This is a genomic window from Pseudomonas caspiana, assembly GCF_040224095.2.
GTDB classification, from domain to species: domain Bacteria; phylum Pseudomonadota; class Gammaproteobacteria; order Pseudomonadales; family Pseudomonadaceae; genus Aquipseudomonas; species Aquipseudomonas caspiana.
Map to the genome: position 1 here is coordinate 1,310,797 of NZ_CP167995.1, position 22,617 is coordinate 1,333,413.

Sequence of the window (22,617 nt, forward strand, 5' to 3'; positions counted from 1 at the left end):
GGCGGAAGCGACCTGGGCCGCTCAAGTTGAAGTGTAGTGTCATATTTCTCCTGTAAAGGACTGTTTTTAAGTTAATTCCTGCCAGTCGTCGCTTTCCATATAGCCCTTGGCAATAGAAGAGGCGTTGTAAAATCGAGGCAAAAAAAAGCCCCGACTTATCCAGTCGGGGCCATTTATTCCTGCGAAAACGAGCTGCGTATCAGGCAATCAGGGCCTGACGGGTACGCTCGATCACTGCCTGCAGCGGTTCTGCGCTGGAGTACTGATCGGGGTACAGGCGCTCGGTGTGGCGAGCAATGCCGTGTTCGTTGACGAGGGTGAAGCTGAAGCAGCCTTTGCGAGCGGCCATGATCAGGCAGTTCATTGGTGCAAAAGCGTTGGTCAGTGTATGGATAGCGTGTTGGGTCTGATTATGAGTAGTCATGATTAAGGTGTTTCCTAAAACGACACGGAACATTGCCGTGCAAAAATAAAACGTTCCAGTAAACGCGGGCGATCCTGATCTGCAGGATGCGGCTTGGCGAAGAACCTGTCTGGAACAAAAGCAGCCAGTTGAAACGCACTTTATCGTATGGCGTTCGGGCTGACCGGTAGGTACTTAGGAGGGCAGGCAACACAACAAGAGCAAAGGTTCGACGCTCTGGGTGCAGATCCTGATCAATTGCAGGCTGGTTCGGTCAGGCCATGGATGATTGCATTGCCACTCCCGTCTGCGGGTAGTCGGCATGCAGGCCATGTCTGGAAACCATCGAGGTGGTCGATCCCTTGTTGTCAGCAACGTTCTCACGTCATGAAAACCGTTTGCCGGGGGACTTTTTCGACCAAAAATTGACTTTCAGCTTGGTACTAACGGCGACGATGGTAACGGAGTTGCCTGGGCATTAAAAGGGGGGATGGCGAAAAAATGTACAGAAGGGAGCCTCCGTTCGTCGCCATATGTCCTCAAAAGCCGGTTCCAATTGAGATCAGCTAGCACTTGCAAGCGGCTTGTAGCGATATTTTTGTGAGCCAATCGCGGTTTGGAACCGACTTGTGCACATTGGCGCAACTTGCTGCCACATCACTGTCATATGCGCGCCTAAGGGCTTGATTTACAGTGGTGAATTATTAAGTCAATGAAAAACATCAATTTTTTTTGCTGGTGAAAAAATCGTCAGTTTAAGCGCAGGCCCCATTCTGTCTACGTTTGCGGGGTGTGAAGGCGGGTTGTCCACTGAGTTATCCACAGCTTCTGTGGATTGTCCCTAGCGCTTGCTCTACTAAGCGCCTTTCGCGACTTGGCCCTTTACCTGAGCCAGAAAAAGTGTAGAGTTGCGCGCCTCCTGATTTGCCCCCGTTGTGTGTATGAAGTCTCGCCCTGATCTGTCACCCGAACCATCTGTTGCTTCCCGTGAACCTGCACGTTTTTCTTTGCGTGTTGCCTTGTGGTTGCTGGATAACCCGCGCCTGAATCAAAAGCCAAGCGTCAAACATTTTGCCGGCCGGTTGCTCAAGCAACCTGCACGCAGTGGTGTGGTGGTTGCGCAAAGCCGACTCGGGCAAATGCTTTGCCGGGACTGCGGCAATACCCGTGATCGCCGTATCGGCCATGAGTTGCTGCGACAGGCTGCTCGGGCAGGGGATTGTAATGCTCAATTCGAGTACGGTCGGCTGTGTGCTCAGGCTCCCATCAATGAACCGCAACAGGCGCGTCATTGGCTGGAGCTGGCTTCGGCAAAAGGCTCGCAGGATGCCAGGCATTTACTCCGGCAACTTGACCGCCGCTAAGCGCACCGCTAATCCAGTGCCGACGCCTGCCTCGCATCGCGCATAATGCCGCAAGCACGAATTCGGTATCGGGAGTCTCTATGGCATTGGATTTGAACAGCCTGCTCTTCGGGCTTGGCGCAGCAGCATTGCCGCTCTTGGCGTTGGCCTGGCAACTGCAGCGCAAACTCAGCCTGCAGCAAGCTGAGACCGCACTGCTTGACGAACGACTGAGCACTGCGCAGATGGCCCAGGACGGGTTGAATGCTCAACTGGACGCCAGCCGCGATGAAATCAGCGACTTAAGCCAGGCAAACTCGATCAAGCAAGCCGATCTGGCCGCGACCCGGCGTGAAGTCGAACTGCTGCGTCATGAGCGTGACAACGCCCAGGCTGCCGCTCAGGACTGGAATCACGAGCGCGCTAATAAAGAAGCCGAGCTGCGTCGTCTTGATGTGCAATGCGCCGCCCTCAGTGCCGAGTTGCGTGAGCAGCAAGAAAACCATCAGCAACGCCTGAATGATCTGCAAAGCTCTCGAGACGAGCTGCGGGCTCAGTTTGCGGAAATGGCCAGCAAGATTTTCGACGAGCGCGAGCAGCGTTTTGCCGAAACGAGTCAGCAGCAACTCGGCCAGTTACTCGACCCGCTTAAAGAGCGCATTCAGTCGTTCGAAAAGCGTGTGGAGGAAAGCTATCAGGCTGAGGCCCGGGAGCGTTTTTCCCTGGGCAAGGAGCTGGAGCGTCTACAGCAGCTCAACCTGCGCCTTAGCGATGAAGCGACCAACCTGACGCGAGCCCTCAAAGGGCAGAAAACCCAGGGTAACTGGGGCGAACTGATTCTTGAGCGTGTGCTGGAGCATGCAGGGCTGGAAAAAGGCCGCGAATACCAGACTCAAGTCAGTTTGAAAGGCCCGGACGGTGAGCGTTTTCAACCTGATGTCCTGATCATGTTGCCCGGTGACAAGCAAGTGGTGGTGGATGCCAAGGTCAGTCTCACGGCCTATCAGCAGTACATCAGTGCTGACGACGAGGTGATCGGTCAGACCGCACTGAAGCAGCATGTGCTCTCGCTACGCAATCACGTCAAAGGCTTGTCCGGCAAAGACTATAAACGTCTCGAGGGGCTGCACAGTCTCGATTTCGTCTTATTGTTTGTACCGATAGAAGCGGCATTTTCTGCTGCCCTGCAGGCTGAACCGAACCTGTTTCAGGAAGCATTCGATCGCAACATCGTGATCGTCAGTCCGACGACCTTGCTCGCTACCTTGCGGGTCATCGACAGCCTGTGGAAGCAAGAGCGCCAGAGTCAGAACGCCCGGGAAATTGCCGAGCGTGCGGGTTGGCTGTACGACAAGTTCGTGTTGTTCATTCAGGACCTGGATGAAGTCGGCAGTCGTTTGCAGCAACTGGACAAGGCCTACAGCGCGGCCCGTAACAAGCTGACGGATGGGCGAGGAAATCTGGTCAGCCGTAGTGAACAGCTCAAGCTGCTTGGCGCCCGGGCTAGCAAGAATCTGCCCGCCGATTTGCTGGAAAAAGCCATGACCGATGATGAAGGGCTGGTGCAGTTACCGGAGTGACGTACGGGGTTTTGCGCGGCTCCTGGTCAGAAAATACGCTTCTGTGAATCCCATTGCGTATCTGTAGGAGCTGCCGGGGGCTGCGAAGCGTTACTTCTGACATACCGCCATTGCAGCCTTCGGCTGCTCCTGCAGGGTAAACGTTTGTTTTTTGGCTGAGGGGTGGTCGGCAATGCGGTCAAAGCCGATCCGAATCCACGAGCTGGGCATGATCCAGACTCTTGTCTCACCGTCTGTCGCATAAACACGCGAGACCTACGCAAGAAATGTCACATTGAACACATCGTGAAAGATGTTTTTCCGCAAGACTGCGTGAGCAGGCGTAAAGTGTGAGTTGGCACTACTATCTGTAACAAGCGGCTTGAAAATCAGTCGTTGAGTATTTCCCTGAAGGGGGGCTTTATGAACACTAAATTGCAAGACTGGCTTCATGATCTCGGGGTCGCTTTAGGTCTGATCGAACGTCCTAAATTGCAACCCGTACCTGTTCGCACTGACGACAAGCGGCGCCGCCAGCCCCAGCGTCGGTAATTAACGCTGCATCTCCCTCCCGGGACGCGTCCGCGTCCCGTTGCAATGCTTAGGTCTGAGCGCCTGCGAATCTGTTTTTTACATCAATAACGCTGCCGGGTACCGGCGTGGGTTATTAGTGTTGGCTAAGGAAAATGTGATCAATCAACGCCATTAGGGTCGTACTCTCCGAGTGCTTCAGCGCCTCTTCTCTCGCGCGTTTCTTGAAGTTGATTCCAGACTTCTGGAGCATTTTGGAAAGCTCGTCTATATCCTCCTCATCAAGAACCAGGCTATCAATGGTCTGATTGTCCTCGATGACTGTTTTGTCGACAAGAATGACCCCGAGCGCATCCACAACGTGTTGCCGTATTTCTTCACGATCCATGAAAACCTCCTGTTTTTTGTCGTTGGAGGATCAGCCCTAACTTCCATAAAACAGAGGGTGTTTCCGTGTGGTTATGCACTGGCATCATTAAGCGCTACGAGGTTTACACTCTGTTGGCCCAAGTGCTTCCATGCTCCTGCAATGCTTAAGGCTAGCTCATAACTTTCAACATCTCGGTCATCTGTCGTGTCAGCAGGCAAATAAAAAAGGATGCCTGAAGGCATCCTTTTCGGTACAGCAGGTGTCGCTTAGCGATGAGCCACGCCAGGCAATACGCAGAGCATTTCGTAGAGCAGATTGGCACCTAATAGAGAAGTGTTACCTGTGGTGTCATACGGGGGTGAAACTTCGACCAGATCGCAGCCGATCAGATCCAGCCCCTGACAACCACGAATGATCTCGATGGCTTGAATAGTGGTCAGCCCGCCGATTTCCGGCGTGCCGGTACCAGGAGCCCAAGCGGGGTCGATGCCATCGATGTCGAAACTCAGGTAAACAGGACCGTCGCCGACTTTCTCACGGACTTCAGCCATCAAAGGCGCGAGCGACTTGTGCCAGCATTCTTCGGCCTGAACCACGCGGAAGCCCTGCTTGCGGCTCCAGTTGAAGTCTTCGGCAGTGTAACCCTGAGCGCGCAGGCCAATCTGCACAACGCGATCGCAGTCCAGCAGGCCTTCTTCTACAGCCCGGCGGAATGTGGTGCCGTGAGCAATTTTTTCGCCAAACATATGGTCATTGACGTCGGCATGGGCGTCGATATGCACGAGCCCAACCTTGCCGTGCTTTTTATGGATGGCACGCAGGATCGGCAGGGTGATGGTGTGGTCGCCGCCCAGCGTCAGAGGGATCACGTCATGGCTGAGAATCTCGTCGTAGGCTTCTTCGATGATCCGTACGGCGTCCAGCAGGTTAAAGGTGTTGATGGCAACGTCGCCAATGTCCGCGACTGACAGCGAATCAAACGGCGCAGCACCAGTGGCCATGTTGTAGGGACGAATCATCACCGATTCGGCGCGAATCTCGCGAGGACCGAAACGAGTGCCGGCGCGCAATGAGGTGCCGATATCCAGAGGAACCCCGACAAAGGCGGCGTCCAGACCTGCGGCGGTTTGCAAATGCGGCAAGCGCATCATGGTAGCGATACCGGCGAAGCGCGGCATTTCGTTGCCGCCCAGTGGCTGGTGAAAAATCTTGTCCACGAGTGTGCCTCAGCGTTGGTTTCAATGAGGTCGATTTTGCGAAGCATGAACGCGGGGAACAATCGCTGAGGCGAAATACTTAGTTCAGGAATTTCAGAACTAAAGGGGTTTTGGGCTAAGCTTGCGCATTTTTCGGTGTATGTGGGAGCTGGGCTTGCCCGCGATAAGGCTGGCGCAGTTCACTTGAAAACGCAGCGCCTGAATCGCGGGCAAGCCCAGCTCCCACCGGTCCGGTGTTATTCCAAATCATCGCATTGCGGACCTATTCCATGCCCAGCGCTTTACCCGACCTCAAACTCCTGCGGATTTTCGCTAGTGTGGTGCGCCATCAAGGTTTTGCCAGCGCGCAGCAGGAGTTGAATCTGTCGACCTCGGCGATCAGCACTTACATGAGCCAACTCGAAGCGGCGCTGGGCATCGTCCTGTGTCATCGAGGCCGGGGTGGCTTCAGCCTGACCAGCAAAGGCGAGCTGTTCCATCAAGAAACCCTACGTTTGCTCGGCGAGCTGGAAGGGTTCGAACTCTATGCTGCAGCGCTCAAGGGCGAGCTGCGCGGCACGCTCAACCTCGGGGTGCTGGACTCCACCGTCAGTGACAGGGCCTTGCCGTTTGCCGAAGTGATTGGTGCTTACAGCGCAGAGCATCCGGCAGTGCATTTACACCTGTCGGTGATGAGCCCTTACGAGTTGCAATTGGGTGTGTTGGATAACCGTCTGGATCTGGCCATTGGCTCGTTCTCCACGCGCATGAATGGCTTACTTTATCAGCCGTTGTATCGCGAGCAGCACTGGCTGTATTGCAGTAATCGTCATCCTCTGTTTACCGAACGGCGGATTCCCGAGCCAGTCATCGCTCAGCAACGCATGGTCGGGCGCGGCTACTGGAGCCAGGCAGAGCTGGCCCGGCATGGCTTCAAGCACAGTGCAGCAACGGTGGAAAGTATGGAGGCGCAACTGATTCTGGTGCTGTCGGGCGCCTACATCGGTTATTTGCCTGAGCACTACGCGCAATCCTGGGTGGATTCAGGTCATCTGCGAGTGCTGCTGCCTGCGACGTTCGGCTATCAGGCACCCTTTTCGATGATTTTGCGCCGCGGGCGTAGTCGTGAGCCATTGATTCAGACTTTCCGTGACCTGCTCAAAGCGCAACTGAACCCCATCTGAGGAACGCTGATGTCTCGCCTTCGCTGTGAACGCTGCCTGCGTCCCGAAAGCCATTGCCTGTGTTCATTGATCCCGCACCTGGACAGCCGCACGCGGGTGTTGATTCTGCAGCATCCCAGTGAGGTGAACCATGCGCTAAATACCGCGAAACTGGCTGCGCTGGGCTTGAACAATTCGCAGCTGGTAGTGGGTGAGGTTTTCGAGGATTTGCACACGTTGCTCAATCCGCCGGGTTATCGACCGTGCCTTTTGTTTCCGGGGGAGGGGGCGCAGAGTCTGGTGGCGGAGCCGGTGGACAGCTTGCCGAGACTATTGGTGGTGCCAGACGGCACCTGGCGCAAGGCGCGCAAGCTGTTACATGTGAATCCTGAGCTGGCGGCATTGCCTCGAGTGACGCTAGGCATGGTTCCTGAATCGCGCTACCGCTTGCGCAAGGCGCCGGGGCCTGACGCCTTATCCACTCTGGAAGCGATTACCCACGCTTTGCAGCTTATTGAAGCCCCGCGTTCATTCGCTTCATTGCTCGCGCCGTTCGAAGCGCTGATCGATAAGCAGATTGCAGCCATGGGTGACGACACCTACCAGCGCAATCACGTTGAACCGCGCGCAGGTACGGTGGACTAAAACACTTGTGGGCACTCTAACAGCCTAACTGTAACTGTGTGGCCAGGCTGATAAGGCCTAGACTGTCTTCCTGCTTTATAGGTCAGGGACTTCTTTTCATGCATATTTCTTCTGGCCGCTGGGTGTATGGCCTTTGTCTGGCGCTGCTCACGGCGTTCTTGTGGGGCATTTTGCCGGTCAAGCTCAAGCAAGTCTTGCAGGTGATGGACCCGGTTACAGTGACCTGGTTTCGGCTGTTGGTATCGGGGATGTTGTTGTTCATCTGGCTTGCGGCCAAACGCCAACTGCCCAGCTTCAAGGTGCTGGGTGTGCGCGGCAAGATACTGGTGGCGCTGGCAGTCTTCGGTCTGGTTGGTAATTACATTCTGTACTTGCTCGGGTTGCAGATTCTTAGCCCCGGTACCGCGCAACTGATTATTCAAGTCGGTCCTATTCTGCTGCTGATTGGCAGTGTGTTCCTGTTCAAAGAGCGTTTCACCTTCGCTCAAGGACTGGGCCTCGCGGTCCTGATCGTCGGTTTCACACTGTTCTTCAATCAGCGGCTCGAAGAACTGCTGACGTCCATGAGCGAGTACACGACAGGTGTGCTGATTGCTTTTCTGGCTGCGACGGTATGGACCTTCTACGGCCTGAGCCAGAAGCAACTGCTAACCGTGTGGAACTCGTTTCAGGTAATGATGGTGATCTACCTGTTCTGTGCCTTGGTGATCACACCTTGGGCGCACCCGATGGAAGCATTGCAACTGAGCCCCGTACAAGGCTGGTTGTTGCTGGCGTGTTGCCTGAATACGCTGGTTGCCTATGGCGCGTTTGCTGAGGCGCTGGCGCATTGGGAAGCTTCTAGAGTGAGCGCGACACTGGCGCTGACGCCGCTGGTGACCTTTGCTTCAGTGGCCATTGCAGCCTGGCTATGGCCTGACTACGTCAAGACTGAAGAGATCAACGCGCTGGGCTATGGCGGGGCGGTGTTGGTGGTGATGGGTTCGGCAGTGGTTGCCTTGGGTCCTTCGGTGTTGGCTGGCCTGCGGGCACGCAAAGCCAGGCTGGCGAGTCAGGCTTAACGTTTGCCGAGTTGTTCTGCCTGTTTGAGCCATTGCTGGCGTTGTTCCTCACCTGAGGTCTGTACGGGAGCAAACTCGCTCAGACGTTTGGTCTTGATGCCACAAAAAGCCAGCACGGTGCGGACCATCTGCCTATGTGCCGGTGCGCCGTAAACCCAGCGGAAGTAGCGCGGCGGGGTGTCCATTGTCACTAACAACTCCGCCGTGCGGCCTTTGAGTAATTCATTGGCCGCGCTCTTGCGACCGTGGCTCTTGAAGGCAAAGCCGGGCATTAGCACCCGGTCCAGAAAGCCGGTGAACAAGCTCGGTAAGCCTCCCCACCAGACCGGATAAACAAACACCAGATGCTCGGCCCAGTGGATTTCCCGCTGCGCCTCCAGCAAGTCGTGTTCCAGCACCTGACTTTGTTGATAGCCGTTATGCAGCACCGGATCGAAATCCAGTTCGCTGAGTTTCAGCATGCGTACCACATGGCCGCCGCTTCGCGCGCCCTGGGCGTACGCCTCGCCCAGAGCATGCCCGAAGCTGGCAGTTTTCGGCGTACCGAAAATCATCAGGATGCGTTTTCCGTCCCCTTCCAGCCGGGTCGCCCCATGTCTGCCCTCAACCATTGCTGCCTGCCTCAAGCATTTTTTCCGGTCGCACCCATGCGTCGAACTCCTCGTCGGTGAGGTAGCCCAGCGCCAGGGCCGCTTCACGCAGGGTAAGGCCTTCGCTGTAGGCTTTTTTGGCGATTTGTGCGGATTTGTCGTAACCGATATGCGGGTTAAGCGCCGTTACCAGCATCAGGCCACGTTCCAGATGCTCGGCCATTTTCTCGGCATCGGGTTCCATGCCTGCCACGCAATGCTCATTGAAGTTACGGCAGCCATCACCCAGCAGGCGGATCGATTGCAGCAGGTTGTGGATGAGCACCGGTTTGAACACGTTCAATTGCAGGTGGCCCTGGCTGGCGGCAAAACCAATAGTGACGTCGTTACCCATCACCTGACAGGCCAGCATCGATAGCGCTTCGCACTGCGTCGGGTTGACCTTGCCGGGCATGATCGAGCTGCCGGGTTCATTGGCCGGCAGCTTCACTTCGGCAAACCCGGCTCGCGGACCAGAGCCCAGCAAGCGTAGGTCGTTGGCGATTTTCATCAGGGTCCCGGCCAGGGTTTTCAGCGCGCCTGACAGAGCCATCAACGGTTCATGACCCGCCAGAGCGGCAAACTTGTTGGGGGCCGTCACAAACGGCAGGCCGGACAACGCAGCCAACTCCGCAGCTACTGCTTCAGCAAAGCCATGGGGTGAATTCAACCCGGTGCCGACTGCTGTCCCGCCTTGGGCCAGTTCGTAAACCGCCGGGAGGGTGGCGCGAATCGCTTTCTCGGCGTAATCCAGCTGCGCAACATAGGCAGACAGCTCCTGACCGAAAGTGATCGGGGTCGCGTCCATCATGTGCGTGCGCCCGGTTTTCACCAGCTTCATGTGGCGCGCCGACTGCTCGGCCAGACCCGTGGACAACTCAGCAATTGCGGGCAAAAGCTGCTCTTTGACGGCCTGTGCCGCTGCGATGTGCATGGCGGTCGGGAAGCAGTCGTTGGAGCTTTGTGAGCGATTGACGTGATCATTGGGGTGGACCGGCGTCTTGCCGCCACGGCCCTGCCCCGCCAGTTCATTGGCACGCCCGGCAATCACTTCGTTAACGTTCATGTTGCTTTGGGTACCGCTGCCGGTTTGCCAGACCACCAACGGGAATTGCGAATCCAGATCGCCGGCCAGCACTTCGTCAGTGGCTTGTTCGATCAGCCGGGCAATGTCGGCGGGCAGGTCGCCATTGCGATCATTGACCCGTGCCGCAGCTTTCTTGATCAGGGCCAAGGCATGCAGCACCGGCAATGGCATGTGCTCGTCGCCGATGGCGAAATTGATCAGTGAACGTTGAGTCTGAGCTCCCCAGTAAGCGTCATCGGGAACGTCGATCGGGCCAATGCTATCGGTTTCTGTGCGGCTCACTGGACTCACTCCTTAAGTTTGAATGAGCAGTTTAGGCCCTGTGATCTCATCTGGGTTCCCCCAATCGCGTTTTTAACCGCTGGGGCAGTCAGGGGTTGAGCCATAAGCAAACATGGGCGCAGAATGGTCGGCCTTGGGGTTCTGCCTCGCCTGCTAGAAAGGAAACTCGATGACCCGTCTTCGCGCCATCTGTACTGCGGCTGTTCTGGTATGTGCCAGCGGCCAGGTTCTTGCCGATACCGCCAGCCACAACGCCAGCGCTGAAACCTTCTTGAAACTGGCTAATGCCGACAAGCTGGGCACCCCGGTGTACATGCAAGTACAACAGATGTTTGCTCAGCGTTTCGCCGAAACCAAAGCGCCAGAAGCGAAAAAAGCCGTTCTTGAAACTTACCAGGCCAAAGCCAACGCTGCACTGGATCAGGCCATTGGCTGGAATAAGCTGAAGCCTGACATGGTCAAGCTTTACACTGCTAACTTCACTGAAAGTGAGCTCAAGGATCTGGTTGCGTTCTACCAGTCGCCGTTGGGTAAAAAGGTTCTGACCAAGATGCCTGAGCTGACTCAGCAGTCCGCTCAGTTGACGCAGGGCAAGCTGGAAAGCGCTGTGCCGGTGGTCAATAAGTTGCTGGCTGACATGACCACTGAACTGGAACCGGCCAAGAAAGCCGCTCCTGCTCCTGCCAAAAAGCCCTGATAAGCGAAGCCCGTCATGACTATGCAAACGCGAATCGAGTCAGCGCTGGCTGTGTTTCAACCATTGCATTTGCAGGTACTCGATGAGAGCCACATGCATAGCCGTGGCGAGCAGACTCACTACAAGGCTGTCATTGTCAGTGAGCAATTCGAAGGGCTTAACGCCGTCAAGCGGCACCAGAAGGTCTACGGTATTCTGGGCGGCTTGATGGGCGAGTTTCATGCCTTGGCGTTGCATACCTATACCCCGGTCGAGTGGGCGAAAACCGGCGCTGCGCCGGTTTCGCCTGTTTGTGCGGGTGGTGACTGAAAGCGGTTTTGTGTACATATCCGATATTGGGGTAACGGCTGATATTGGTTGCGCCCTTACAGCGCCTCACTTTTGAAAGCGCAAAAGTAAGCAAAACGCTCTTGCCCCACCACTAGGTGCCTCGCTGTGGCTCGGCATGCCCGTAATCCGACATTGCTGCGTGGGGCCGCCGCCACCGGCCATCCATGGCCTGAGGCGGCTAAACCGGCATCCCTGCCGCCCCCTCCTTTAACAAGAGCCCCCACACAGCAATATCGAATTCCGGCCGTCGTGGTTTAACGGGGCGCTCCAGATCAAAATCAAGAGCGCGGCGGCCTGACAGCCGACCTGTTTTCTTGGATTTGCCGACATTCTGTAGGAGCTGCCGAAGGCTGCGAGGCGGTATGTCAGATGAGGTTTGTGTTCGCTGTGCCGACGTCTCGCGAACAAGTTCGCTCCTACCATTCCGAAGCGCTACAGCTGCCTTTGATCTGCCTTTGATCTGCCTTTGATCTGCTTTTGATTTTGATCTTAGGCGCCCCGTCAAACCACGCTGGCCGAACGCAGATTCTGAACCGTGGGGCGCTCTTGAGTTGAAGAGTGGCAGGACGCCGGGTTAGCCGCATTGGGCCATGGATGGCCCGTTGCGGCGGCCCACGGTTCAGGATCTGCGGGCGGGTACACCGAGCGACAGCGAGGTGCCGAGTGGTGGGGCAAGAGCCTTTTGGTTACTTTTGGGCTGTTCAAAAGTGACGCGCTGTAAAAGCGCAACCAATACAAGCCATGACCGCGTTAACGGATATGTACACAAGTCCAAGTAGCTCCCCATGTCGATCCCACCCATCCCCCCATCTTTGCTAGAATCCGCCCCGCGCTGCACACCCTGCGCGTTTTTACTGAAATATTTTCTATCCGGTAGGCCCTTTGCGAGGGTCGCCACCTGGAGATACACATGACACAACAGCCGATGAATCAGCCGATCGTCGTAGCGGCGCTATACAAATTTGTCACCCTCAGCGACTACGTCGAACTGCGCGAGCCGCTGCTGCAAGCGATGGTCGACAACGGCATCAAAGGCACCCTGCTGATCGCCGAAGAAGGCATCAACGGCACCGTTTCCGGTAGCCGCGAAGGCATCGACGGCCTGCTGGCCTGGCTCAAGAACGACCCACGCATGATCGACATCGATCACAAGGAATCGTACTGCGAAGAGCAGCCGTTCTACCGTACCAAGGTCAAACTGAAGAAAGAAATCGTCACCCTCGGCGTTGAAGGCGTAGACCCGAACAAGGCCGTGGGCACGTATGTCGATCCCAAAGACTGGAACGCAATCATCAGCGATCCGGAAGTACTGGTGATTGATACTCGTAATGATTACGAAGTGTCTATCGGCACCTTTGAAGGCGCCATCGATCCCAAGACCACCACCTTTCGCGAGTTTCCCGAGTACATCAAGGAACACTTCAACCCTGACGTGCACAAGAAAGTCGCAATGTTCTGCACCGGTGGCATCCGCTGCGAGAAAGCTTCCAGCTACATGCTGGGTGAGGGCTACGGCGAGGTCTATCACCTCAAAGGCGGCATCCTCAAATACCTGGAAGAAGTGCCGCAGGATGAAAGCCTGTGGCGCGGCGAGTGTTTCGTATTCGACAATCGCGTCACCGTCCGCCATGACCTGACCGAAGGCGACTACGATCAATGTCACGCATGCCGTACGCCGATCAGTGCTGAAGATCGTGCCAGCGAGCATTACTCGGCGGGCATCAGTTGCCCTTATTGCTGGGACAGCCTGAGCGAGAAAACCCGTCGCAGCGCCATCGACCGGCAGAAGCAGATCGAACTGGCCAAAGCACGTAATCAGCCCCACCCGATCGGTCGCAATTATCGTTTAGAAGACCGCCAGCCAGACGAGGTTTGATCCATGGCTACCCGCCTGCTTTATGTGATGGACCCGATGTGCTCATGGTGCTGGGGTTTCGCCCCTGTGGCGCAAGCGCTGGTCCAGCAGGCGCAGGCGAGTGGCGTGACATTGCATCTGGTGATGGGCGGTCTGCGCACCGGCAGCGGGGCGGCGCTTGATCCGACCACCCGCCGTTACATCCTTGAGCACTGGCAAGCGGTTGAGAAAACCACCGGGCAGACTTTTCGTTTCGACGATGCGTTGCCTGATGGTTTTGTCTATGACACCGAGCCTGCATGCAGGGCTATCGTTGCTGCCCGCCATCTGGAGCCGGAATTCGCCTGGAAACTGGTCGGGTTGATTCAACAGGCTTTCTACGTCGAAGGCCGTGACGTAACCCGTGCAGCGGTGCTGACTGAACTAGCCGAACAGGCCGGCTTGCCGCGTATCGAGTTTGCCGCAGCGTTCGACAGCGCCGAGCAACTGGCTGCCACTCAAGCAGATTTTGCGTGGGTCCAGGATTTGGGGATCGCGGGTTTCCCGACCTTGCTGGCTGAGCGCAATGGTCAACTGGCGTTGTTGACCAATGGTTATCAACCGCTTGAAGAGCTGGCACCGTTGCTCGGCCGTTGGCTGGAGCGTGCTGCCAGTGCCTGAGCCTCTCAAGACTGCTACTGATCAGGATGACGCCTGTACGACGTTCAACCGTTTGAGCTGGGCGCAGATCCGTCGTCTGGCTTCACGACACAAGAAAGCGCTGTGGATTGCCAATGGCGTGGCAGTGCTGGCTACGCTGTGCACCGTGCCTATTCCTTTGCTATTGCCCTTGTTGGTGGATGAGGTTTTGCTGGGCCACGGCGACAGCGCGTTGAAGTTCATGAATAACTTCCTGCCCGACAACCTGCAAAAGCCTGCCGGTTACATTGGTTTGATGCTGCTGTTCACCTTTGCTCTGCGCATTGGCGCGTTGGTGTTCAACGTGGTGCAGGCCAAGCTGTTTGCCCGACAGTCCAAAGACATCGTCTATCGGATACGAATTCGCCTGATCGAACGCCTCAAACGCATCTCCCTGGGGGAATACGAAAGCCTGGGCGGCGGCACGGTCACTGCGCATCTGGTGACCGATCTGGATACGCTGGACAAATTCATCGGCGACACGCTGAGTCGTTTTCTGGTCGCGATGCTGACGCTGACCGGTACAGCGTCGATTCTGATGTGGATGCACTGGAAGCTGGCGCTGTTGATTCTGTTGTTCAACCCGCTGGTGATCTACGCCACGGTGCAATTGGGCAAACGGGTTAAACACCTGAAAAAGCAGGAAAACGACAGCACTTCGCGGTTTACCCAGGCGCTCACCGAAACGCTGGATTCGATTCAGGAAGTGCGCGCTGGTAATCGGCAGGGCTTTTTCCTCGGTCGCCTGGGCGTGCGAGCCCGTGAAGTCCGTGATTACGCGACGGCTTCGCAGTGGAAAAGCGACGCGTCCAATCGTGCCAGCGGGTTGTTGTTTCAGTTTGGTATCGATGTGTTCCGCGCTGCGGCGATGCTGACGGTGTTGTTCTCTGATTTGTCCATTGGGCACATGTTGGCGGTGTTCAGTTACCTGTGGTTCATGATCGGACCGGTGGAGCAACTACTGAACCTTCAATACGCGTATTACGCCGCAGGTGGGGCGCTGTCCCGAATCAACGAACTGCTCGCTCGTGCCGACGAGCCGCAGTATCCGGGAGGGGTCAACCCATTTGCAGGGCAGAAGACCGTTGGCATTGAAGTACGTGGTTTGAGCTTCGGTTATGGCGAGGAGAACATTCTCGATCAGCTAAACCTGACGATTGCTCCAGGTGAAAAAATCGCTGTTGTCGGAGCCAGTGGCGGCGGTAAAAGCACGCTAGTGCAACTCCTGCTGGGGTTGTACACACCGCAGGCCGGGACGATCAGTTTTGGTGGTGCCAGCCAGCAGGAAATAGGTCTGGAAACGATTCGAGAGCATGTCGCGGTGGTGCTTCAGCATCCTGCGCTGTTCAACGATACCGTACGTGCCAACCTGACGATGGGTCGTGAGCGCAGCGACGAAGCGTGCTGGCGAGCACTGGAAATCGCGCAGCTTGAATCGACTATTCGCGCCTTGCCGCAAGGGCTGGACAGTGTGGTCGGACGTTCTGGCGTGCGGTTGTCCGGTGGGCAGCGCCAACGTCTGGCCATTGCCCGAATGGTATTGGCCGACCCGCAGGTGGTGATCCTCGACGAAGCCACTTCTGCACTCGACGCAGCGACCGAGTACAGCCTGCACCAAGCCTTGTCCAGATTCCTCAGCGGCCGCACGACGCTGATCATCGCCCACCGTCTGTCGGCGGTGAAACAAGCGGACAGAGTGCTGGTTTTTGACGGTGGAAGGATTGCAGAGCAGGGCGATCATCAGCAATTGATCGCCGAGGGCGGTCTCTACGCAAAGCTCTACGGTCACCTGCAGCACATTTAATCTTCATGGCTACTTGCCAATATCGGTTTTAGGGTCTTTCTTAGTAGTAAGTTCTCACTGTGTTAACGGTGCCTGCTCACCGACATCACACTCGCTTTCTCATCTGTATGTGCGCTGTCTCGCGATTCCATCATGCGGGGCGGTAGCGTGTTTCAAATTCAAGAAATTCCCCGACCCATTTCATGGAATTGACCTAGGCTCTGGTCAGGACGAAATTAAAGCAGCTTGTTGAGCATCTGGCATCGCTTATGAAAGGGAACCCATGAAGCAAAAGCGGATCCTCGAAAAGCCCCGCCTGTTGGGCATTGTCTGGCCATTTATCGCTGTTGCGCTGTTCCAGGCCCTGATGGGTTGCGTCAGCCTTTACATGCTTTCGGCCGTGCGCAGCTATGTCGCAGGCGAAAGCCTCTGGTCCAAGGGGCAGAAAGACGCCATCTATTATTTGAATCTCTATGCCAACGGTCACGAGGAGATCAACTATCTGCGCTACGAGCAGGCCATGTCGATCCCCAGGGGCGGGCATAACCTGCGGATGGCACTCGATCAGGCGGTGCCGGATATCGAGGCGGCGACGGACGGGATTCTGCAGGGGGGAAACCACCCTGATGATGCGGCCGGGATCATTTGGCTGTATGCGAATTTCCGCGAATTTGATTACATGAAGAAAGCCATCGACCAGTGGCGGCTGGGTGATGGGTTTCTGCTGCAGCTCGATGATGTCGCACAGCTGATGCACGAGGGGATCTCGTCCGGCGAAGCGTCCGATGCAGACATCGCACGCTGGCGTGCACAAATCACGGCAATCAACGAAAGTGTCACTCCGGCAGCGCGCGCGTTCAGTGATGCATTGGGCGAAGGCTCCCGAGGAATTCTGCGGCTCTTGCTGGTGATCAACCTGGCGACGGCAGTGGTATTGATCCTTCTCGCCTTGCTCAGGACCCATAAGCTGTTGGCCCAGCGCCATGCCTTTGCCGACGCTCTGCAAGTGGAGAAGGAGCGTGCACAGGTAACGCTGGAGTCGATTGGTGATGGAGTCATTACTACCGACGTGCAGGGCTCGATTGTTTACATGAATCCTGCTGCCGAGAGTCTGACTCACTGGAAGAACGCTCAGGCCGGTGGCCTGCCGCTTGCGGCGTTATTCAACCTGCTTGATGAAAATGACCGCAAAGACAGCTCGACACTGATTGAGCACATTCTCAGCGGCCAGCTCAGCGGGGGCAGCGAGCACTCCAAGCTGATCCAGCGTCTGGATGGCAGCACGGTTTCAGTGGCGCTGGTCGGATCGCCAATTTTCACCGATGGCAAAGTCAGTGGCACGGTGCTGGTGTTGCATGACATGACTCAGGAGCGGCAATACATTGCCAATCTGTCCTGGCAGGCGACCCACGATGCGCTGACCGGCCTGGCCAACAGGCGTGAATTTGAGTATCGGCTGGAGCAGGCGCTCAGTGAGCTGGCGCGCCACCCCAGCCAGCACTCGGTGATGTACCTGGATCTGGATCAGTTCAAGCTGGTCAATGACACCAGCGGCCATGCCGCGGGTGACGAGCTGTTGCGGCATATCTGTACGGTGCTGCAACAGGGGTTGCGCGAAGGCGACACGCTGGCACGTTTGGGAGGGGATGAGTTCGGTATCTTGCTGGAACATTGTCCACCTGATACGGCGGAGATCATCGCGGAATCTCTGCGCCAGACTGTCCAGAGTCTGAACTTTGTCTGGAAGGGCAGACCCTTTGTCAGCACGGTCAGTGTCGGACTGGTTCATATTTCCCAGATTCCAACCACGCTGGAGGCGTCGCTGAGGTCTGCGGATATGGCGTGTTACATGGCCAAGGAAAAAGGTCGCAATCGCGTGCAGGTCTATCATGCCGACGATTCGGAAGTGTCGCTGCGCTTTGGTGAGATGGCATGGGTGCAGCGTTTGCACATGGCGCTGGATGAAAACCGCTTCTGTCTGTTTTCGCAACAAATTGCCGGTATCGCTCAGCACGGCCCGGATGATGGTGGGCACATCGAAATCCTGCTGCGCCTGCGCGATGAAACGGGACGCATGATTCTGCCCGAAAATTTCATTCCGGCTGCAGAGCGCTATGGTTTGATGACCCAGCTGGATCGCTGGGTGGTACTCAATGTGTTCAAGATCATCGCTCAGTGTCGGGATGATGAGCGTTACGACGGTCCGATGGTGGTCTGCGCTATCAACCTCTCAGGGGCGAGCATTGGTGATGACGCTTTTCTCGAATACCTCAAGCTGCAGTTCCGGACTTACCGTATTCCGCCATCGCTGATTTGCTTCGAAATTACCGAAACCACTGCGATCGCCAACCTCGGCAGTGCGATTCATTTCATCAACGAATTGAAGGCGCTGGGCTGTCAGTTCTCCCTCGATGACTTCTGTGCTGGCATGTCTTCGTTTGCCTACCTCAAACACTTGCCGGTGGATTACTTGAAGATCGATGGCAGCTTCGTCAAAGACATGCTCGATAACCCGATCAATCGTGCGATGGTCGAAGTGATTAATCATATCGGGCACGTTATGGGTAAGCGCACCATTGCCGAATTTGTCGAGACACCCCAGATCGAGGTTGCGCTGCGCGAGATCGGGGTTGACTTCGCTCAGGGGTATCTGATTGAACGTCCTCAGTTGTTCACGTGCGAAAGCCTTCATGCGCGGCCCACGAGGGCTGTCCCGCTTTTGTTCAGCACACCAGGAACATTCCGCTAAGCCTTTAACTTCAAACAAGGAGCTACACAGTGATCGATACTTTCAGCAGAACCGGTCCGCTTATGGAAGCCAGCAGTTATCCGGCGTGGGCGCAGCAGTTGATCAAGGATTGCAGTTACGCCAAATCCAGAGTGGTTGACCACGAGCTTTATCAGCGCATGCGTGACGGGCGTCTGAGTCATAAAACCATGCGCCAGTATTTGATTGGTGGCTGGCCGGTGGTTGAGCAGTTTGCCATTTATATGGCCAATAACCTGGCCAAGACCCGCTTCGCCCGCCACCCGGGCGAAGACATGGCGCGTCGCTGGTTGATGCGCAATATTCGTGTCGAACTCAACCATGCCGATTATTGGGTCAATTGGGCTGATGCGCACGGTGTCAGCCTGGATGACCTCAAGGCTCAGCATGTGTCCCCCGAGTTGCACGCGCTGAGTCACTGGTGCTGGCACACCAGTTCGTCTGACTCATTGATCGTTGGTATGGCCGCGACCAATTATGCTATTGAGGGGGCGACAGGGGAGTGGGCGGCTGTGGTGTGCTCCAGCGACGTTTATGCCGACGGCTTTCCCGAGGAGACACGCAAGCGCGCGATGAAGTGGCTGAAGATGCACGCGCAGTACGATGATGCGCATCCATGGGAAGCGCTGGAAATCATCTGCACGCTGGCGGGCAATAACCCTGGTCTGCAATTGCAGACCGAGATTCGCCAGGCGGTCACCAAAAGCTACGACTACATGTACTTGTTTCTGGAGCACTGCATGCAGTTGGAAAAGGTCCGGCCGACACGTGCGCGAGTGGCCGAACTGGAAAACTGAGTGTTTAGCCTGCCATGGCCAGACGATTACGGCCTTGGCGCTTGGCGACATACAGTGCGATATCGGCGCGGCGCATCAGGCTGTCGGCAGACTCCGCTGGCAGTAGCGTCGAGCAGCCCAGGCTGATGGTCAGATCCAGGGCGTTGTTCAGGCTGGGGTGCAGCAGATCTTGAGCCGCTTGACGTAGACGTTCCCCCATCAAGCCTGCCGTCTCGCGATCCGTATTGGAAAGCACGACCAGAAATTCTTCGCCTCCGTAGCGGAATATCCGGTCTATGTTTCTCAACTGGCTTTTGATCGTATGGGCAATGGACTTAAGGACTTCGTCGCCGATGGCATGACCGAAGGTGTCGTTGACCCGCTTGAAATGATCAATGTCCAGCATCAGCAATGACAGAGGCTGCGAGTTGCGGCGCGAGAGCTCTATTTCACGGGTCAGCGTTTGATCCATGGCGATGCGGTTGCCGGTATCGGTCAGTGGGTCGCGCAGCGCGCTTTGCATCGCGGCCCGGTAGAGAAGGGCGTTGCGCAACGGGAACAGCATGCAGGTCATGAGTGACTCCAGCGCTGCGAACTCCTCCTCGCTGAAACGTTTGCTGCGCTCAAACTTAAACAGTCCCAGAGGCTCGCCATCATTACTCAGGTTGTAGCTGACGCTGTGCATCGCCTTTTCGCCAAGCTCCAGGTAGAGGTCGCTGGCTGCATATTCGTAAATCAATCCGTCAATAGGAATCAGGCGCTGAACACCTTGCAGGAACATGCTCAGGAGCCGTTCCGTCTCCAGGCTGGTTTGCAGCTGTAGACCCAGTTGTTGGGTTAGCTGCTCCAAATCGACTGGGGCCTGCGGGGTGTGTTGAGCCTGACGTTGATACAGACCCAAACGTTTCAGTTTGGCTGCGTCAAAGTCGATGGCATTGGATGGGATAGGGGAAATCATGGCTTCATTCCTCAGCGCGCATTGCTGGATTAGCTGAGTCAGAGCGAAAGTCGTGCCAGTCTTGGGTTTTGGATATAAATGTTTATATTCAAGGGGTTGTGAGATTGGTGGCGTCGGGTTGAGTGCTCAGAGCGACATTACGTTGACTAACAGAACTGACCGGTCATCCCGTAGCGACGGTTTTCCGCCGCTTTGGGATGTCGCGTCGAAGTCTGATTACTGAGCGTTGAGAGCTTGCCCGTTGACGTCGCGGCTATCCGGCCCCATCAGGTACAGGTACACCGGCATGATTTCCTCCGGGGTTGGATTGTTCAGCGGGTTTTCGGCGGGGTAAGCCTGAGCGCGCATGCTGGTGCGAGTACCGCCGGGGTTGATGCTGTTGGAACGTACTGGCGCTACGCTGTCGAGTTCATCGGCGAGGGTTTGCATCAGGCCTTCGGTGGCGAATTTCGATACCCCATATGCGCCCCAGTACGCGCGGCCTTTGCGACCAACACTGCTTGAGGTGAAGACAACTGAAGCATCTTCGGACAATTTGAGCAGCGGTAGCAGCGTGTTGGTCAGCATGAACATCGCATTGACGTTGATGTGCATGACCCGCATGAAGTTTTCGCCGGACAGCTGTTCCAGTGGCGTGCGCGGGCCGATGATCGAGGCGTTGTGCAACAAGCCGTCGAGGTGGCCGAATTCTTTTTCGATCATGGCTGCCAACTCATCGTATTGATGGGGCAGGGCGGTTTCCAGGTTGAAAGGAATGACGGCAGGCTTGGGATGACCCGCTGCTTCTATTTCGTCGTACACCTGAGTCAGATTGGCTTCGGTCTTGCCCAGAAGCAGTACGGTTGCGCCATGTGCAGCATAGGTTTTTGCCGCAGCAGCGCCAATGCCGCGACCCGCACCGGTGACCAGAATGATCCGGCCAGTGAGCAGGTCGGGGCGAGGGGAGTAATCGAACATGGGTTACCTCTTGAAAACCGGGTTGGCAGCCTGCGCAGATCCCTGTGGGAGCCGGGCTTGCCTGCGATGAGGTTGGACGCGATCCTAAGTGAACCGCGTCCAGTCTTATCGCGGGCAAGCCTCGCTCCCACAGTTGAATGTCCGGCAAGTCATCATGTCAGCAGCTACAAAGCGCGTTATCCAGGACCTTGCGCAGTTCCAGCGGGTGATCCACTACCACGTCAGCGCCCCAGTGATCAGGGTTGTCGTTGGGGTGAATGTAGCCATAGCGCACTGCTGCGGTCTTGGTGCCTGCATCACGGCCAGACTCGATGTCACGTAAATCATCCCCTACAAACAGCACGCTCGCCGGATCCAGATCAAGCATGTTGCATGCAAGGATCAGCGGCTCGGGGTCAGGTTTGCTACGCGTCACGTGATCCGGGCAGATCAACAAGGCCGAGCGTTGTGACAGCCCCAACTGATCCATGATCGGCTGAGCAAAACGCACCGGTTTGTTGGTCACTACGCCCCAGATCAGGTTGGCCTTTTCGATGTCGGCCAGCAGTTCTTCCATGCCGTCGAAGAGCTTGCTGTGCACGGCGCAGTCGCGTTGATAGCGCTCGAGGAACTCAAGACGCAGCGCCTCGAATCCTTCAGCGTCCGGGGACAGGGCAAAGGTCGCAGCAACCATTGCTTTGGCACCACCGGAAATCTCATCGCGGATCAGCTTGTCCGCCACGGGCGGGAGCCCGCGTTCGGCAAGCATTGCCTGGCAAATGGCAATAAAGTCCGGGGCGGTGTCGAGCAGGGTGCCGTCCATGTCGAATAGAACCGCTCTCAAGCGCATGTTATGCCTCCCGAAGCGTCTGGATCATGTAGTTGACGTCAACGTCCGAGGCCAGCTTGTAGTGCTTGGTCAGCGGGTTGTAAGTCAAACCGATGATGTCCTTGACCTGCAAGCCGGCGGCGCGACTCCAGGCACCCAGTTCGGAAGGGCGGATGAATTTCTTGAAATCGTGAGTGCCGCGTGGCAGCAGGCCCATGATGTATTCCGCGCCGACGATGGCGAACAGATACGCCTTCGGATTGCGGTTGATGGTCGAGAAAAACACCTGGCCGCCGGGTTTGACCATGCGGAAGCACGCACGGATCACCGATGAGGGATCGGGTACGTGCTCAAGCATTTCCAGGCAGGTCACGACGTCGAACTGCTCTGGCATTTCTTCGGCCAGGTCTTCGGCAGTGATTTGTCGATATTCGACTTGCACGCCCGATTCCAGCTGGTGCAACTGAGCGACCGCCAGTGGGGCTTCACCCATGTCGATGCCGGTTACGGTCGCGCCACGCAGCGCCATGGCTTCGCTGAGAATCCCGCCGCCGCAGCCGACGTCCAGAACTTTCTTGCCCGCCAGATTGACGCGCTCGTCGATCCAGTTGACCCGCAACGGGTTGATGTCATGCAGGGGCTTGAATTCGCTGTTGCGGTCCCACCAGCGATGAGCCAGTGCCTCGAATTTGGCGATTTCTGCGTGATCGACGTTGCTCATGGGATGTCCTCTCTAAAC

The 22,617-nt window shown here is 56.5% G+C and carries 22 protein-coding genes; 13 read left to right on the forward strand and 9 right to left on the reverse strand.

All coding sequences use genetic code 11. The features are described 5' to 3' along the window. Positions 1–199 precede the first annotated feature (199 nt). Positions 200–424 (reverse strand): hypothetical protein, encoded by a 225-nt coding sequence (locus ABRP31_RS05955; RefSeq protein WP_087272327.1) that lies wholly within the window; start codon positions 422–424, stop codon positions 200–202. A 920-nt stretch (positions 425–1,344) separates the two neighbouring features. On the opposite strand from ABRP31_RS05955, the gene ABRP31_RS05960 reads away from it, so the two are divergent. From ABRP31_RS05960 to ABRP31_RS05970, 3 genes are all read left to right on the forward strand, one after another. Next, positions 1,345–1,767, forward strand: a complete 423-nt coding sequence (locus ABRP31_RS05960) for a tetratricopeptide repeat protein (protein ID WP_087272324.1) — start codon at positions 1,345–1,347, stop codon at positions 1,765–1,767. A gap of 194 nt (positions 1,768–1,961) precedes the next feature. Continuing rightward, positions 1,962–3,326, forward strand: a complete 1,365-nt coding sequence (gene rmuC, locus ABRP31_RS05965; protein WP_349971534.1) for a DNA recombination protein RmuC — start codon at positions 1,962–1,964, stop codon at positions 3,324–3,326. 402 nt (positions 3,327–3,728) lie between these two features. Beyond that, positions 3,729–3,857 (forward strand): PA1414 family protein, encoded by a 129-nt coding sequence (locus ABRP31_RS05970; RefSeq protein WP_338014038.1) that lies wholly within the window; start codon positions 3,729–3,731, stop codon positions 3,855–3,857. 115 nt (positions 3,858–3,972) lie between these two features. Here ABRP31_RS05970 and ABRP31_RS05975 read toward each other — a convergent pair whose 3' ends face one another. Both ABRP31_RS05975 and speB read right to left on the reverse strand, forming a co-directional pair. After that, positions 3,973–4,224, reverse strand: a complete 252-nt coding sequence (locus tag ABRP31_RS05975; protein WP_349971523.1) for a hypothetical protein — start codon at positions 4,222–4,224, stop codon at positions 3,973–3,975. A 248-nt stretch (positions 4,225–4,472) separates the two neighbouring features. Then, on the reverse strand, positions 4,473–5,423 hold the full coding sequence (gene speB, locus ABRP31_RS05980; RefSeq protein ID WP_087272316.1) for an agmatinase: 951 nt from the start codon (positions 5,421–5,423) through the stop codon (positions 4,473–4,475). A gap of 269 nt (positions 5,424–5,692) precedes the next feature. Here speB and ABRP31_RS05985 point away from each other — a divergent pair, with 269 nt between their 5' ends. The 3 genes from ABRP31_RS05985 to ABRP31_RS05995 all read left to right on the forward strand — a co-directional run bounded on the left by ABRP31_RS05985 (position 5,693) and on the right by ABRP31_RS05995 (position 8,271). Further along, complete coding sequence (locus tag ABRP31_RS05985) at positions 5,693–6,586, forward strand: LysR family transcriptional regulator (protein WP_349971521.1); 894 nt, start codon at positions 5,693–5,695, stop codon at positions 6,584–6,586. A 9-nt stretch (positions 6,587–6,595) separates the two neighbouring features. After that, positions 6,596–7,210: a DTW domain-containing protein gene (locus tag ABRP31_RS05990; protein ID WP_349971519.1), complete on the forward strand. Its 615-nt coding sequence runs from the start codon at positions 6,596–6,598 to the stop codon at positions 7,208–7,210. 98 nt (positions 7,211–7,308) lie between these two features. Continuing rightward, the gene (locus ABRP31_RS05995; RefSeq protein ID WP_087272306.1) at positions 7,309–8,271 is read left to right on the forward strand and encodes a DMT family transporter; all 963 of its coding nucleotides are present in this window, start codon (positions 7,309–7,311) and stop codon (positions 8,269–8,271) included. Here ABRP31_RS05995 and ABRP31_RS06000 read toward each other — a convergent pair. Beyond that, positions 8,268–8,882: an NAD(P)H-dependent oxidoreductase gene (locus ABRP31_RS06000; RefSeq protein ID WP_349971517.1), complete on the reverse strand. Its 615-nt coding sequence runs from the start codon at positions 8,880–8,882 to the stop codon at positions 8,268–8,270. The genes ABRP31_RS05995 and ABRP31_RS06000 overlap by 4 nt on opposite strands. After that, positions 8,875–10,269, reverse strand: coding sequence for a class II fumarate hydratase (locus ABRP31_RS06005; RefSeq protein ID WP_349971515.1), 1,395 nt, complete (start codon positions 10,267–10,269; stop codon positions 8,875–8,877). The genes ABRP31_RS06000 and ABRP31_RS06005 overlap by 8 nt, the downstream gene beginning before the upstream one ends. Before the next feature lie 169 nt (positions 10,270–10,438). Here ABRP31_RS06005 and ABRP31_RS06010 point away from each other — a divergent pair, with 169 nt between their 5' ends. From ABRP31_RS06010 to ABRP31_RS06040, 7 genes are all read left to right on the forward strand, one after another. Then, entirely contained in the window at positions 10,439–10,966 is a 528-nt protein-coding gene (locus ABRP31_RS06010) for a DUF2059 domain-containing protein (RefSeq protein ID WP_087272298.1), read from the forward strand. Between the two features lie 15 nt (positions 10,967–10,981). After that, positions 10,982–11,275, forward strand: coding sequence for a BolA family transcriptional regulator (locus ABRP31_RS06015; protein WP_027902053.1), 294 nt, complete (start codon positions 10,982–10,984; stop codon positions 11,273–11,275). Positions 11,276–12,206: 931 nt separating this feature from the next. Then, on the forward strand, positions 12,207–13,172 hold the full coding sequence (locus ABRP31_RS06020) for a rhodanese-related sulfurtransferase (protein WP_087270796.1): 966 nt from the start codon (positions 12,207–12,209) through the stop codon (positions 13,170–13,172). Positions 13,173–13,208: 36 nt separating this feature from the next. Further along, positions 13,209–13,811, forward strand: a complete 603-nt coding sequence (locus ABRP31_RS06025) for a DsbA family protein (RefSeq protein ID WP_167384374.1) — start codon at positions 13,209–13,211, stop codon at positions 13,809–13,811. Next, positions 13,741–15,633 (forward strand): ABC transporter ATP-binding protein, encoded by a 1,893-nt coding sequence (locus ABRP31_RS06030; RefSeq protein ID WP_349971513.1) that lies wholly within the window; start codon positions 13,741–13,743, stop codon positions 15,631–15,633. Before ABRP31_RS06025 ends, ABRP31_RS06030 begins: the two co-directional genes overlap by 71 nt. Before the next feature lie 262 nt (positions 15,634–15,895). Then, the gene (locus tag ABRP31_RS06035; RefSeq protein WP_349971512.1) at positions 15,896–18,361 is read left to right on the forward strand and encodes an EAL domain-containing protein; all 2,466 of its coding nucleotides are present in this window, start codon (positions 15,896–15,898) and stop codon (positions 18,359–18,361) included. Positions 18,362–18,390: 29 nt separating this feature from the next. Then, the gene (locus tag ABRP31_RS06040; protein WP_087270809.1) at positions 18,391–19,176 is read left to right on the forward strand and encodes a TenA family transcriptional regulator; all 786 of its coding nucleotides are present in this window, start codon (positions 18,391–18,393) and stop codon (positions 19,174–19,176) included. Between the two features lie 4 nt (positions 19,177–19,180). Here the strand turns inward: ABRP31_RS06040 and ABRP31_RS06045 are convergent, their stop codons facing one another. From ABRP31_RS06045 to ubiG, 4 genes are all read right to left on the reverse strand, one after another. After that, complete coding sequence (locus ABRP31_RS06045) at positions 19,181–20,113, reverse strand: GGDEF domain-containing protein (RefSeq protein ID WP_087270812.1); 933 nt, start codon at positions 20,111–20,113, stop codon at positions 19,181–19,183. A gap of 216 nt (positions 20,114–20,329) precedes the next feature. Then, positions 20,330–21,070 (reverse strand): YciK family oxidoreductase, encoded by a 741-nt coding sequence (locus ABRP31_RS06050; protein WP_349971509.1) that lies wholly within the window; start codon positions 21,068–21,070, stop codon positions 20,330–20,332. A 157-nt stretch (positions 21,071–21,227) separates the two neighbouring features. After that, on the reverse strand, positions 21,228–21,899 hold the full coding sequence (mupP, locus tag ABRP31_RS06055) for an N-acetylmuramic acid 6-phosphate phosphatase MupP (protein ID WP_349971508.1): 672 nt from the start codon (positions 21,897–21,899) through the stop codon (positions 21,228–21,230). A 1-nt stretch (position 21,900) separates the two neighbouring features. After that, positions 21,901–22,599, reverse strand: coding sequence for a bifunctional 2-polyprenyl-6-hydroxyphenol methylase/3-demethylubiquinol 3-O-methyltransferase UbiG (ubiG, locus tag ABRP31_RS06060; protein WP_087270821.1), 699 nt, complete (start codon positions 22,597–22,599; stop codon positions 21,901–21,903). Positions 22,600–22,617: the final 18 nt, after the last annotated feature.

Bases quoted from the DNA above. Each gene is read 5' to 3' on its own strand.
- ABRP31_RS06035 (WP_349971512.1), top strand. From the start codon at position 15,896: ATGAAGCAAAAGCGGATCCTCGAAAAGCCCCGCCTGTTGGGCATTGTC.
- ABRP31_RS06010 (WP_087272298.1), top strand. From the start codon at position 10,439: ATGACCCGTCTTCGCGCCATCTGTACTGCGGCTGTTCTGGTATGTGCC.
- ABRP31_RS06000 (WP_349971517.1), bottom strand. From the start codon at position 8,882: ATGGTTGAGGGCAGACATGGGGCGACCCGGCTGGAAGGGGACGGAAAA.
- ABRP31_RS05970 (WP_338014038.1), top strand. From the start codon at position 3,729: ATGAACACTAAATTGCAAGACTGGCTTCATGATCTCGGGGTCGCTTTA.
- ABRP31_RS05975 (WP_349971523.1), bottom strand. From the start codon at position 4,224: ATGGATCGTGAAGAAATACGGCAACACGTTGTGGATGCGCTCGGGGTC.
- ABRP31_RS06025 (WP_167384374.1), top strand. From the start codon at position 13,209: ATGTGCTCATGGTGCTGGGGTTTCGCCCCTGTGGCGCAAGCGCTGGTC.
- ABRP31_RS06045 (WP_087270812.1), bottom strand. From the start codon at position 20,113: ATGATTTCCCCTATCCCATCCAATGCCATCGACTTTGACGCAGCCAAA.
- ABRP31_RS06050 (WP_349971509.1), bottom strand. From the start codon at position 21,070: ATGTTCGATTACTCCCCTCGCCCCGACCTGCTCACTGGCCGGATCATT.
- ABRP31_RS06020 (WP_087270796.1), top strand. From the start codon at position 12,207: ATGACACAACAGCCGATGAATCAGCCGATCGTCGTAGCGGCGCTATAC.
- ubiG (WP_087270821.1), bottom strand. From the start codon at position 22,599: ATGAGCAACGTCGATCACGCAGAAATCGCCAAATTCGAGGCACTGGCT.
- ABRP31_RS05955 (WP_087272327.1), bottom strand. From the start codon at position 424: ATGACTACTCATAATCAGACCCAACACGCTATCCATACACTGACCAAC.
- ABRP31_RS05985 (WP_349971521.1), top strand. From the start codon at position 5,693: ATGCCCAGCGCTTTACCCGACCTCAAACTCCTGCGGATTTTCGCTAGT.
- mupP (WP_349971508.1), bottom strand. From the start codon at position 21,899: ATGCGCTTGAGAGCGGTTCTATTCGACATGGACGGCACCCTGCTCGAC.
- ABRP31_RS05960 (WP_087272324.1), top strand. From the start codon at position 1,345: ATGAAGTCTCGCCCTGATCTGTCACCCGAACCATCTGTTGCTTCCCGT.
- ABRP31_RS06015 (WP_027902053.1), top strand. From the start codon at position 10,982: ATGACTATGCAAACGCGAATCGAGTCAGCGCTGGCTGTGTTTCAACCA.
- ABRP31_RS06030 (WP_349971513.1), top strand. From the start codon at position 13,741: ATGGTTATCAACCGCTTGAAGAGCTGGCACCGTTGCTCGGCCGTTGGC.
- ABRP31_RS05990 (WP_349971519.1), top strand. From the start codon at position 6,596: ATGTCTCGCCTTCGCTGTGAACGCTGCCTGCGTCCCGAAAGCCATTGC.
- ABRP31_RS05995 (WP_087272306.1), top strand. From the start codon at position 7,309: ATGCATATTTCTTCTGGCCGCTGGGTGTATGGCCTTTGTCTGGCGCTG.